Below are 12,200 nucleotides of genomic sequence, written 5' to 3'. Positions count from 1 at the left end.
GTCCAAGGTGAGCTTTCGGGACATTTTACGCGACATCCTTTTGTGTGAAACGGACCTTGTTTTAAAGCATATGACCCATGTCCCAAATACCATCGCAACCTGTCTTGCAAACTGGCAGTCCAGACCATAGGTTCTGCCAAAATCAGCGTCCTTTTGGAACGCGTTCACTCAAGGACAGACCTCATGGAATCTCTCGGCCAATTTATCCCTCTCATTTTGATCTTCGGGATCATGTATTTTCTGCTGATCCGCCCCCAGCAGAAAAAGGTTAAAGAACACGCAGCAATGGTGCAGGCGTTGCGCCGTGGAGATCAGGTTGTGACCCAGGGTGGCTTGATCGGTAAGGTGATCAAAGTGAAAGACGACAACGAAGTGGATGTCGAAATCGCCGATGGTGTGAAGGTGCGTGTGGTGCAAAATACCATCGTGACAGTCTTGTCCAAGACCGAACCCGCCAAGTAACGCGACCGCTTCCCTTTTTTTTCAACCCACTGACGGGGCACGATAATGCTGCAATTTGATGGCTGGAAACGCATGCTGATCTGGGCCGTGTGCCTGTTCGGGTTGGTTATGGCTGCGCCAAACGGGTTCTACACCCGCGTTGAAAACCACAATGACGCGGTGCAAGCCATCGAGAACGGCGAAGACACCCCGTCGCAGCAAGAATTGAAAGCGCAATGGCCTGACTATTTGCCATCCAGCCTTGTCAATCTTGGACTTGATTTGCGTGGCGGTGCGCATCTTCTGGCTGAAGTCGAAGTGGAACAGGTGTATGAGGCGCGGATGGACGCCACATGGGTGGAAATCCGCCAGCTTTTGCGTACTGAACGCGCTGTTATCGGCGGTATCGACCAGCAACCATCCCCCGCAGATGAAGTGCGCGTCAAAATCGGCAATCCTGAAAACATGGCACAGGCATTGCAGTTGGTGCGCACATTGGCGCGGCCCGTGCAAAGCCTTTCGGGTGTCGGGGCCAACGATATCGACATTTCCGCCAACGGCGACACCATCACTGTAAGCCTGTCGGATGCCGAAAAGACGGCCACCGATGAACGGACCATGCAGCAATCGCTGGAAATTGTCCGTCGCCGTATCGATGAGGTCGGCACACGCGAACCGACGATCCAACGGCAAGGGCGTGACCGGATTTTGATCCAGGTGCCCGGCATCGGATCAGCAGCAGAACTGAAAGCTATCATCGGCACCACTGCGCGCCTGACCTTTAATCCGGTTGTCCGCATCGCAAGCGACGCATCCGCTGAACCGGGTGTGGGCAATATCATTGTGCCGTCTATCGATGGCACAGGCCAATTCTACATTCTGGAAAAAGCGCCTGTTGTGTCAGGTGAAGATCTGGTGGATGCGCAGCCTTCCTTCGATCAGAACGGTGGCCCTGCGGTATCGTTCCGGTTCAATACTTCGGGCGCACGTATTTTTGGCGACTATACAGCAGAGAACATCGGCAGCCCGTTTGCGATCGTTCTGGACAATGAAGTTGTCAGCGCCCCGAACATCCGCGACCATATCCCGGGTGGTTCTGGCATCATCAGCGGGAACTTTACGCTGGAAGAAAGCACCAATCTGGCTGTTTTGTTGCGGGCAGGGGCCTTGCCTGCGGAACTGACGTTTTTGGAAGAACTCACAATCGGGCCGGAACTGGGCCAGGACAGCATTGATGCGGGCAAAGTGGCCACCATGGTCGCCTTTATCGCCGTGCTGGTCTTTATGGCGCTCAGCTATGGGTTGTTCGGGATCTTCGCCAACATTGCGTTGATCATCAACGTCGGCCTGATCTTTGGCTTGCTCAGCATGATCGGCGCGACGCTGACCTTGCCGGGGATTGCGGGTATCGTTCTGACGGTGGGTATGGCTGTGGATGCCAACGTGCTGGTGTTTGAACGTATCCGCGAGGAGCTGAAAAATGCCAAAGGGCCCGCCCGCGCCATCGAGTTGGGCTATGAAAAAGCCTTAAGTGCGATTATCGACGCCAACATCACAACATTCATTACAGCTGTGATCCTGTTCGCCATGGGCTCTGGTCCTGTGCGCGGCTTTGCTATCACGCTTGGTCTTGGCATCCTGACATCCGTTTTCACCGCCATCTACGTCACACGCCTTTTGGTGGTGATGTGGTTTGAGCGCAAACGTCCCAAGACAATCGAGGTCTGAACATGCGTCTCAAACTGGTCAAAGAGAATACAAATTTTGATTTCTTCAGCCGCTGGAAGCTGTGGTTGGGCATTTCAATGTTGATGATGGTTGTGGGCTTTGCGTCCTATGCCTTTCAGGGATTGAATTTCGGGATTGATTTCCGCGGCGGTACCACGATCCGCACCGAAAGCACGCAGCCTGTGGACATCGGTTTGTACCGCGCGTCTCTGGAGGCGTTGGAACTGGGTGATGTGTCCATCACAGAAGTGTTCGACCCCACATTTGACGCAGACCAGAACGTGTCGATGATCCGCATTCAGGCCCAAGAAGGCCAAGAAGCCGTTGCGGTGGACACAATCGAGCGGGTCGAAGTTGCGATGCAGAAAGCGGTACCAGACATCAAGTTCGTGTCTGTTGAATCCGTTGGCCCAAAAGTGTCGGGCGAATTGATCCAAACGGCGGCCATCGCCGTGGTGCTCGCCATTGGGGCCGTGCTTGTCTACATCTGGTTGCGCTTTGAATGGCAGTTCGCCTTGGGTGCGGTTGCGGCGCTTGTGCATGATGTGGTGTTGACCATCGGTATCTTTTCAGAGCTGCAGATCGAGTTCGATCTGGCCATTATTGCGGCCCTTCTGACGATCGTAGGCTATTCGCTGAACGATACTGTTGTGGTCTTTGACCGTGTGCGTGAAAACCTGCGGAAGTATAAGAAGAAACCGCTGGCTGAGGTGCTGAATATCTCGATCAACGAAACCCTGAGCCGGACTGTGATGACCTCTGTCACCACCTTGCTGGCGTTGATTTCGCTGTATGTGCTGGGCGGGGATGTGATCCGTGGCTTTGTCTTTGCCATGATCTGGGGGGTGATCGTGGGGACCTATTCGTCGGTCTTTGTGGCCTCCACGATCCTGCTGTATCTTGGCGTCAAACGCGACTGGACCAAGACCAACGATGGCGGTGGACAATACGCAAATATCGATGCTTGATGCCTTTCAAACAGCCCTTCAAACCGAAGGGCTGTTTTGGTTGGTACTGTCGATTTTGGCGGCGGGGGTCGTGCGCGGCTTTTCCGGTTTTGGGTCTGCGATGATCATTATGCCTGCAGCCAGTTCTGTTTTGTCACCGTTCTCTGCGCTTGTTTTTCTGATGACGGTCGAGTTCTTTGGGCCACTGCCCAACCTGCGCAATGCCTTACAAACGGGGCATTTGGGCGAAACCGCGCGTCTTGTCTTGGGCGCAATCGTAGCGCTGCCTTTGGGGCTTTTTGCATTAAGCGTGGTGTCACCGGATGCTTTTGGATGGGCTGTGTCTGGTATCGTTTTGGTGTTGCTGTGCATTTTGTTGACGGGGTGGCGGTACACGGGGCCTATGGGGCCACGGATGATATTTGGCACCGGTCTTTTGGGTGGGTTTTCAACCGGGTTTGTAGGGTTGCCCGGACCGCCAGTCATTATGCTTTACATGGCGTCGTCCAAGCCAATTGCCGTGATACGGGCAAATTTCCTGCTGTATCTGTTCGGCATGGATCTGGTGATGTTGCCCGCGTTCTGGGCACTTGGGTGGTTGGACCTAAAGGCTGTCGTTATTGGCGTGGTGTTGATTGGCCCCTACATCATTGCCAATATGGTGGGTGCACGGCTGTTTAATCCGCAGGCCGAAGGACAATTCCGCACGGTGGCCTATATCGTTATTGCGGCCTCTGCTATTTTGGGCTTGCCCCTTTGGAAAGGATAAAACGATGCGTTTGAACGAAGTCACATACAATGATGCGCAACCCATCGAAGGCTACGGTCCCGGCTTCTTTCGCATCGGCGGTGAAGTGCATGAAGGCGCTGTTCTTGTCAGTGGAGCCGGTGTTGCCCCTTGGGGCGGATATGCCGACGTAGACAGTCTTGCGGCTTTGGCTGGCCAAGTTGATGTGTTGTTTGTGGGCACTGGCGCGGATGTCGCGCATATCCCAACGGGCGTGCGTGACCCATTGGAAGCAGCAGGCATCGGCGTCGAAGCGATGTCGTCACCCGCAGCGGCACGGACCTATAATGTGCTGCTGAGCGAAGGGCGGCGGATTGCGCTTGCGATGCTGCCTGTTTGAATTCCCGACGATGCGGGGTTTCGTGAAGACGGGGTTTCGTGAAGCGCTGCAATGCGTTAGGCCGTAGCCCATGACGCTGACCGTAACTGATCTGACCATTGCCCGTGGTGGCATGCCTATTCTGGCGGCGCTGTCTTTCCAGCTGACCCCGGGCCGGGCTTTGATTTTGCGTGGTCCCAATGGGGCAGGTAAAACGACGCTTTTGCGCACAGTGGCGGGTCTTCAGTCCCCTTTGCAGGGCGACATCGACGGCGCGGAAGACCAGATTGCATATGCGGCCCACGCGGACGGGTTGAAGGCCATGTTAAGTGTGGCTGAAAACCTAAGCTTTTGGGCGGATGTGTTCGGGCAGCATGATGTGGAAGCGGCGCTTTCTATGTTCAATTTGCGTGATTTGCGGGACCGTTTGGCAGGCACGTTGTCGGCGGGTCAGAAACGGCGATTGGGGTTGGCGCGTTTGTTGGTGACGGGGCGCAAAGTCTGGGTGCTGGACGAGCCTACGGTTTCACTGGATGCAGCGTCAGTGGTGATTTTTGCCGATGCGGTGCGTGCACATCTGGCGCAAGGCGGTATGGCCCTGATCGCCACGCATATCGATTTGGGATTGCAGGATGCTGACGTGCTGGATGTGACGCCCTTTGCGGCTGTGGCGGGGACAGGCAGCGGCGCCAGCGACGAGGCATTTTTATGAAAGCGCTGCTGATCCGTGATTTAAAGCTGGCGTTCCGGGCCGGAGGTGGCTTTGGGCTGGGGCTTGCGTTTTTCCTGATCGTTGTGGTGATGACAGCCTTTGCGATTGGCCCAAACCCAGAGCTGTTGGGCCGTGTCGCACCGGGGATTTTATGGTTGGGGGCCTTGCTGGCGTGTTTGCTGTCATTGGACCGTGTTTTGGCCTTGGATTTTGAAGACGGGTCGCTGGATTTGCTGGCAACGGCCCCTTTGCCGCTTGAGGCCGTGGTCAGTGTGAAAGCGCTGGCGCATTGGATCACCACAGGGTTGCCTTTGGTTCTGGCGGCACCTGTCTTGGGGGTGTTGCTCAGCCTGCCTGCACAGGGGTTTTTCTGGATCACAGTCGCTTTGCTGATCGGCACGCCCGCCTTGTCTGTTATCGGCACATTCGGGGCCGCCATCACCGTTGGGATCAAACGTGGCGGACTGTTGTTGTCGCTGCTTGTTCTGCCGCTCTATGTGCCGACGTTGATTTTCGGGGCAGAGGTTGCACGCCGCGGGGCGGATGGCATGGCGCTGGACACGCCGCTTTTGATGGTGTCGGGGATCACATGTGGCGTTCTGGCTTTGATGCCATTTGCAAGTGCGGCAGTATTACGCGTCAACCTTCGGTGAAGACGTTGCATTTTAATTGAGACTGTGTGTTTCAACGATTAGGAATAAGACATGTCACTTTGGGAATACGCCAATCCGGTCAAGTTTCTGCGCCTCAGCGAGAAGGTGCTGCCAACGCTGTGGGTGGCGTCGATTGCATGCGTGTGCACTGGACTTGTGTGGGGCTTTTTCTTTACGCCTGACGATTTTCGTCAAGGATCAACAGTCAAGATCATCTATATCCATGTGCCGTCGGCTTTGATGGCGATTAATGCGTGGTTCATGATGCTGATTGCCTCCCTTATCTGGTTGGTGCGCCGCCATCATGTCAGCGCTTTGGCGGCGAAGGGGGCAGCACCTGTTGGGATGATCATGACGGTCATTGCTTTGGTGACGGGTGCGATTTGGGGGCAGCCTATGTGGGGCACATGGTGGGCGTGGGATCCACGCCTGACATCGTTTTTGATCCTGTTTCTGTTTTATCTGGGCTACATGGCCCTTTGGGCGGCGATCGAAGACCCGGATTCTGCCGCAGACCTGACATCTGTTCTGTGCCTTGTGGGATCCGTCTTTGCTGTGCTGTCGCGCTATGCTGTGAACTTTTGGAACCAGGGCCTGCACCAAGGCACATCCATCCCTGTTGCAACAGGTGAGAGAACGGTTTCGGATGTCTTCTTTGTGCCATTGCTGATCGCTATGGTTGGGTTTGGATTGTTGTTTGTGACGCTTGTTTTGTACCGTACCGGCACGGAAATCCGGTTGCGCCGCGCCCGCGCGTTGATGGCACGAGAGGGGCAATCATGATTCCTGATTTGGGAAAATACGCAACCACGGTTCTGGCAGCCTATGGCAGCTCTTTGGCGCTATTACTTGGATTGCTGTGGATGACTTTGCGGCAAGGACGCAAAGCCCGTCGTGCGTTGGATGCGGTCGAAGAAAGGGCCAAGCAAAATGGCTAAAGTGTCGCCTTTGATGATTGCCCCGCCGTTGATTTTTGCAGGCTTTGTGGCACTAGCTGCTTTTGGCATGTTCCGTGAAGGTGCTGACGATCTGGAAAGTACGCGGGTGGGGCAAAAGGCCCCCGCGATCACGCAAGAGGCGTTAGGGGAATTCCCCGCAGTGGCAGCAGACGATTTGGTGCGCGGTGAAGTCACATTGGTGAACTTTTGGGCCAGCTGGTGTCCGCCATGCCGCGCGGAACATCCGACGTTGCTGGACATGCAGGCCAGCGGAATGCCGATTGTCGGTGTGAATTTCAAAGACAGTGCCCGCGATGCGACGTCTTATCTAACGGACGATGGCAACCCGTTTGTGGGGGTGGCCTTTGATCCGGCGGGGCGCACCGCCATCGATTGGGGGGTCACAGCCCCGCCCGAGACCTTTATTTTGGACGCGGATGGCACCGTTTTGTATCGCTTTGCAGGGCCTTTGGTTGGCAGTGACTATGAAAACCGCTTTTTGCCTGAATTGACCAAAGCCTTGTCAAAATGAATACCTAAGGGCGCAACGCTTTTTAGAGATTGTCCAAGCCTGATGAAATTTCATCAGCGATTGCAGCTGCATCAATATCATCGCGTTCGGCAGAAACCCGCAGACCAAGCAAATCCGACTGGTATCGGCGGCCCAATTGCGCAGGGTCATGTTGTGACCCTATTTCGCCAGCGGCTTGCGCCTGTGTGAACAGGTCGCTGATAAGCGATTGCATTTTTGCCAGATGTTCATTTGCGCGCGCGGCCAGCGGATGCCGGTGGATATGCAGTTCTACAAAGGTTTTGGCCAGCATGCAGGCTTTTGCCGCGTTTTCGGTGTTCTGGATGACCAGTTTTGGATGCGATTTAAGCGCTTCAAGCGGACCAAGCGTGTCGGCCAGTTCTTTTAGCCGGATCACTCCGTCGTTGGCATATTTGTCCATGGCCAATTCATACAGCGCATCTTTGGAACCGAAGGCCGCATAAAAGCTTCCGGGTCTGAGGTCGAGCGTCTTTTCAAGATCCTTAAGAGAAGTTCCCGCCCAGCCACGTCGCCAGAAAATGTCACGGGCGCGTTCGATCAAGTCGTCACGGTCATAGGAAGGTTTTCTGGGCATGGGTCATCACTAAACACTGAACGATCATTCAATTATATTGTTGAGTGATCGTTCAATAAAGGGTAAATCGGGCTTGAAGACACATTTGCATGGAGAAACACAATGACCGACTTCCCGTCCCACGACATCGACAGCGCACCCGATGCGTCAAAGCCGCTGCTTGAAAACTCTCAGAAAGCCTTTGGGCGTCTGCCGGGGCTGCACAAAGTTATGGCTGAAAGCCCACAAGCGCTTGAAGGGTATCAAGTGCTGCACAAGCTTTTTACCGAAACAGCCTTTGACGCCGATGAAATGACTGTGGTCTGGCAAGCCATCAATGTTGAGCACGAATGTCACTACTGTGTTCCCGCCCACACCGGAATTGCGAAGCGTATGAAGGTTTCTGACGAAATCTCTAACGCGTTACGCGATGAAACGGCCTTGCCATCTGCCAAGCTGGAAGCGCTGCGGACGTTTACCCTGCGCATGTTGCGCGGGCGGGGCAATGTTACGGACGCACAGATGAAAGAGTTTTTTGACGCGGGCTACGGCCACCGTGCGGTTCTAGACGTCATTCTTGGCCTCGCGCAAAAAACGATGTCGAACTACATCAATCATGTCGCAGAGACCCCGCTTGATGAACCAGTAAAGCCGCTGGCATGGACCCGTGGCAAAACGCCTGTCACTGCTTAAGACAGTTACCTACAAGGGCGAAAACAGCGTCGGGCGCATCTTAGATCCGGCTAGGCTGCTGTAACATCCCTGGATATCGTCGGCACCGCTGCGTTTGTGGTGCCGACAGTTGCGCCCCTGCAATGCGTTCAACCTTCGTTGCCCCTTCGTGAACGCGGGCGTGTGGGGCTTCTGTTTGGGCGTCTATTGCTGACAGCTTTTGGTGTTCTGTTGCGCCAAAAGATGCCTCCGGCGGGGATATTTTAAGCAAGAAGAAACACTTAAAGCCTGTATCCGCCATTTACGTTCAAAATCTCACCAGTGATGAAACTTGCGTCATTTGAGGCTAGAAAGCGCACTGCTTTTGCGATGTCTTGGGGCAGTGCGACGCGGCCAAGTGCAGTCATTTCTACAAATTTGGCGATCAATTCTGTTGGCCGCGGGGTGTCTGTGAGTTCCGTGGCCCCGGGGGCGACGCCGTTTACGCGAATGCCTTTTGATCCAAGCTCCTTGGCCATGGCCCGCGTCCAAGTGTTAAGCGCGGCCTTGCTTGCGGAATAAGCAGAAGCGCCCATGGCCGGCAGCACGGCATTCGTTGAGGAAATGTTGATCACAGCTGAGCCTGATTTCAAGTAGGGCAGGGCTGCGGCAAGCAATGCCATAGGGGCCGTTACATTGACTTGGAATGTGTCGTTTATCGCGTCGAAGTCCGTAGCATCCGGCGCGTTCATCGCGATGGCGCCTGCGTTGTTCACCAGCACATCCAGTTGACCAAAATGTGCGATGGTTTGTTCGATGACTTTTTGCGCTTGCTCCGGTTTGGACAGATCAGCGTGAATTGCAAAAAATTCGGGCCGCTCATGACAAAGCGGCCCGGGATCAGTTGTATTGTACGTAAAAGCGACCTTTTGGTCTGCGCCCAAATCTTCGGCGATGGCGCGGCCTATGCCGCGCGCACCGCCGGTAATCAGGGCAACCCGCATTATGCGGCCGCCAAGTTGCGCAGCACGTAATGCAGCACGCCACCATGTTCGATGTATTCGATCTCGATCGCGGTATCGATGCGGCACTTGAGGGTGATGTTCTTCACCGTGCCATCGGCCATTGTGATGGTGCACGGCACTTCTTGCAGCGGCTCAATCGTGTCGAGACCCGAGATGGACACCGTTTCTTGGCCAGTCAGGCCCAGAGATGTGCGGCTGTCGCCCCCGGTAAATTCAAACGGGATGACCCCCATACCAACAAGGTTTGAGCGGTGAATACGTTCAAAGCTCTCGGAAATGACCGCTTTGACGCCCAGCAGGGCTGTGCCTTTGGCCGCCCAGTCCCGGCTGGACCCAGCGCCGTACTGTTCGCCCCCAAAGATCACCAGCGGCGTGCCGTTGGCCTGATGCGCCATGGCCGCGTCGTAGATCGACGTTTGGGTGCCATCGGGCCCTTTGGTATAGCCGCCTTCAACACCATCAAGCATCTCGTTCTTGATGCGAATGTTGGCGAATGTGCCGCGCATCATCACCTCATGGTTGCCGCGACGCGAGCCATAAGAGTTGAATTCGCGCGGGGCCACTTGGCGTTCTGTCAGGTATTGACCGGCAGGGGTGTCCGCCTTGAACGAACCGGCAGGTGAGATGTGGTCAGTGGTGATCATGTCACCCAAGACCGCGAGCACCTTGGCGTCGTTGATGTTGGCGATCTTGCCCGGCTCAGCGCCCATGCCCTGGAAGTAGGGTGGGTTTTGTACGTAAGTGGACTGTGGCGGCCAGTCGTATGTCAGGGCCTCGGTGGTTTCCACGGCCTGCCATTTTTCGTCGCCTTTGAAGACGTCTGCGTATTTGGTCTGGAAGGCTTCGCGCGTCACGGTTTGTTCAACCAATTCAGCGACTTCCTGCGTCGTTGGCCACAGGTCTTTCAGGTAAACATCGTTGCCGTCTTTGTCCTGTGCGATCACGTCTGTTGCCAGATTGATATCCAGCGTCCCGGCCAGCGCGTAAGCCACCACGAGGGGGGGCGAGGCCAGATAGTTGGCGCGCACATCAGGCGAAATACGCCCTTCAAAGTTGCGGTTGCCGGACAGAACAGAGGTCGCGACCAGATCGCCTTCGGCAATCGCGTCAGACAGTTCTTTTTGAATCGGACCAGAGTTGCCGATGCAGGTGGTGCAGCCATAGCCAACAAGGTTAAAGCCGATTTTGTCCAGATCGTCTTGCAGGCCAGCAGCCTCAAGATAGGCAGACACAACTTGGGAACCGGGGGCCAGCGATGTTTTGACCCAAGGCTTGCGATCCAGTCCCAACGCAGCGGCTTTGCGCGCCACAAGGCCAGCGCCGATCATCACATAGGGGTTGGAGGTGTTGGTGCAGGACGTGATCGAAGCGATGACAACTTTGCCGCTTTCCATCGTGTAATCTTCACCCGCAACTGCCACTTCTTTGCCCATGGGACGTTTAAAGGTCTCTTCCATTTCTTTGTGGAAAGCAGTTTTGCCGTCTGTCAGTGCCACGTAATCTTGTGGGCGTTTCGGGCCAGAGATCGCAGGCACGATTGTGCCCATATCCAGATGCAACGTGTCTGTGTAGATTGGTGCGTAATCATCGCCGCGCCAGAAACCGTTTTCTTTGGCGTAGGCTTCGACAAGTGCGATGCGGTCTTCGTCGCGGCCTGTTGTGCGCAGGTAGCGCAGCGTTTCGCCGTCAATGGGGAAGAAGCCACATGTGGCACCGTATTCGGGTGCCATGTTGCCGATTGTCGCGCGGTCGGCCAATGGCAAACGGTTCAGGCCCTCGCCGTAGAATTCGACAAATTTGCCAACAACGCCTTTGGCGCGCAGCATTTCAACGACTTTCAGCACCAGGTCGGTGCCTGTGGTGCCTTCCATCATGGAGCCCGTCAGCTCAAACCCGATCACTTCGGGGATCAGCATAGAAATTGGCTGGCCAAGCATCGCGGCTTCTGCCTCGATCCCGCCAACACCCCAGCCCAGAACCGCGGCGCCGTTGACCATTGTGGTGTGTGAATCCGTACCGACAAGCGTGTCAGGGTAAGCGACTTCTTCACCGTTTTGGTCTGCATCCGTCCAAACGGTTTGGGACAGATACTCAAGGTTCACCTGGTGGCAGATGCCTGTGCCGGGGGGCACAACGCGGAAGTTGTTAAAGGCGTTCTGACCCCATTTCAGGAAGGTGTAGCGTTCCATGTTGCGTTCGTATTCGCGGTCCACGTTCATCTGGAACGCACGCGGGTTGCCGAATTCGTCGATCATCACAGAGTGGTCGATGACCAGATCAACAGGGTTTAGCGGGTTGATTTGTTCTGCATCGCCACCAAGGGACACAAGTGCGTCACGCATCGCGGCCAGATCCACAACAGCCGGAACGCCGGTGAAATCCTGCAACAGGACGCGGGCAGGGCGGTAGGCGATTTCGCGAGGGTTCTTGCCGCCTTTGGCGCCCCATTCGGCAAAAGCTTTGATGTCGTCGGTGGAAACAGTCTTGCCGTCTTCAAAGCGCAACATGTTTTCCAGAACGACTTTCAACGCGGCGGGCAGCTTGGAAAAATCGCCAAGGCCGGCGTCCGTGGCAGCGGGAATCGAATAGTAGGCAATCGACTGATCACCAACTGTAAGAGTTTTGCGGGTTTTGGCTGTGTCCTGACCAACAACGATAGGCATGGCGGGCGCTCCCTTCTGGGTTGAGATGTGGCACTGTGTTGGGTGCGTCTTGCCTTAGGATCGGGCGCGGATCAACCTAAAAACATGTATCCGTGGCATTTTGTATACCATTGTGTACCGAATTTTACGTGAACTGTCTGTAACATCGATAACGGTTCTTTCAAGAAACCTTGATTGGTAATTTCGACGGAAAGGGAATAGCCATAGGTTAACATATCATAGGTTCTTTA

14 protein-coding genes are annotated in these 12,200 nt (G+C 55.2%); 11 read left to right on the top strand and 3 right to left on the bottom strand.

Annotated features, from left to right (window positions below; translation table 11 throughout):
* Positions 1-183 precede the first annotated feature (183 nt).
* The 10 genes from yajC (at position 184) to ABJL60_RS08095 (ending at position 7,057) form a co-directional block, all read left to right on the top strand.
* Positions 184-462: a preprotein translocase subunit YajC gene (gene yajC, locus ABJL60_RS08140; protein WP_108827959.1), complete on the top strand. Its 279-nt coding sequence runs from the start codon at positions 184-186 to the stop codon at positions 460-462.
* A 45-nt stretch (positions 463-507) separates the two neighbouring features.
* The gene (secD, locus tag ABJL60_RS08135; RefSeq protein ID WP_348373795.1) at positions 508-2,169 is read left to right on the top strand and encodes a protein translocase subunit SecD; all 1,662 of its coding nucleotides are present in this window, start codon (positions 508-510) and stop codon (positions 2,167-2,169) included.
* A gap of 2 nt (positions 2,170-2,171) precedes the next feature.
* On the top strand, positions 2,172-3,137 hold the full coding sequence (secF, locus tag ABJL60_RS08130) for a protein translocase subunit SecF (protein WP_348318717.1): 966 nt from the start codon (positions 2,172-2,174) through the stop codon (positions 3,135-3,137).
* Positions 3,130-3,885, top strand: a complete 756-nt coding sequence (locus ABJL60_RS08125) for a sulfite exporter TauE/SafE family protein (protein ID WP_348373794.1) — start codon at positions 3,130-3,132, stop codon at positions 3,883-3,885. Before secF ends, ABJL60_RS08125 begins: the two co-directional genes overlap by 8 nt.
* 4 nt (positions 3,886-3,889) lie before the next feature.
* A complete protein-coding gene (locus ABJL60_RS08120; protein WP_348290621.1) occupies positions 3,890-4,243 on the top strand; it encodes an Mth938-like domain-containing protein in 354 nt (117 codons plus the stop codon).
* A gap of 70 nt (positions 4,244-4,313) precedes the next feature.
* Positions 4,314-4,934, top strand: coding sequence for a heme ABC exporter ATP-binding protein CcmA (gene ccmA, locus ABJL60_RS08115; protein WP_348373793.1), 621 nt, complete (start codon positions 4,314-4,316; stop codon positions 4,932-4,934).
* Entirely contained in the window at positions 4,931-5,587 is a 657-nt protein-coding gene (gene ccmB / locus ABJL60_RS08110; protein ID WP_348290617.1) for a heme exporter protein CcmB, read from the top strand. The genes ccmA and ccmB overlap by 4 nt, the downstream gene beginning before the upstream one ends.
* A 51-nt stretch (positions 5,588-5,638) precedes the next feature.
* On the top strand, positions 5,639-6,370 hold the full coding sequence (locus ABJL60_RS08105; protein ID WP_108827966.1) for a heme ABC transporter permease: 732 nt from the start codon (positions 5,639-5,641) through the stop codon (positions 6,368-6,370).
* The gene (ccmD, locus tag ABJL60_RS08100) at positions 6,367-6,525 is read left to right on the top strand and encodes a heme exporter protein CcmD (protein ID WP_181364432.1); all 159 of its coding nucleotides are present in this window, start codon (positions 6,367-6,369) and stop codon (positions 6,523-6,525) included. The genes ABJL60_RS08105 and ccmD overlap by 4 nt, the downstream gene beginning before the upstream one ends.
* On the top strand, positions 6,518-7,057 hold the full coding sequence (locus ABJL60_RS08095; protein ID WP_348373792.1) for a DsbE family thiol:disulfide interchange protein: 540 nt from the start codon (positions 6,518-6,520) through the stop codon (positions 7,055-7,057). Before ccmD ends, ABJL60_RS08095 begins: the two co-directional genes overlap by 8 nt.
* A 22-nt stretch (positions 7,058-7,079) precedes the next feature.
* Here the strand turns inward: ABJL60_RS08095 and ABJL60_RS08090 are convergent, their stop codons facing one another.
* Complete coding sequence (locus ABJL60_RS08090) at positions 7,080-7,652, bottom strand: TetR/AcrR family transcriptional regulator (protein WP_348373791.1); 573 nt, start codon at positions 7,650-7,652, stop codon at positions 7,080-7,082.
* Between the two features lie 102 nt (positions 7,653-7,754).
* Here ABJL60_RS08090 and ABJL60_RS08085 point away from each other — a divergent pair, with 102 nt between their 5' ends.
* Positions 7,755-8,324 carry a carboxymuconolactone decarboxylase family protein gene (locus ABJL60_RS08085; protein ID WP_348290611.1) on the top strand — a complete coding sequence of 190 codons (570 nt, stop codon included), beginning with the start codon at positions 7,755-7,757 and terminating at the stop codon, positions 8,322-8,324.
* Between the two features lie 260 nt (positions 8,325-8,584).
* Here ABJL60_RS08085 and ABJL60_RS08080 read toward each other — a convergent pair whose 3' ends face one another.
* Complete coding sequence (locus tag ABJL60_RS08080) at positions 8,585-9,286, bottom strand: SDR family oxidoreductase (RefSeq protein ID WP_348290610.1); 702 nt, start codon at positions 9,284-9,286, stop codon at positions 8,585-8,587.
* Complete coding sequence (gene acnA / locus ABJL60_RS08075; RefSeq protein WP_348373790.1) at positions 9,286-11,970, bottom strand: aconitate hydratase AcnA; 2,685 nt, start codon at positions 11,968-11,970, stop codon at positions 9,286-9,288. Before acnA ends, ABJL60_RS08080 begins: the two co-directional genes overlap by 1 nt.
* Positions 11,971-12,200 lie beyond the last annotated feature (230 nt).

This window comes from Ascidiaceihabitans sp. (genome assembly GCF_039986515.1).
Taxonomy (GTDB): Bacteria; Pseudomonadota; Alphaproteobacteria; order Rhodobacterales; family Rhodobacteraceae; genus Ascidiaceihabitans.
This window is presented reverse-complemented; position numbering and strand designations above follow the sequence as displayed.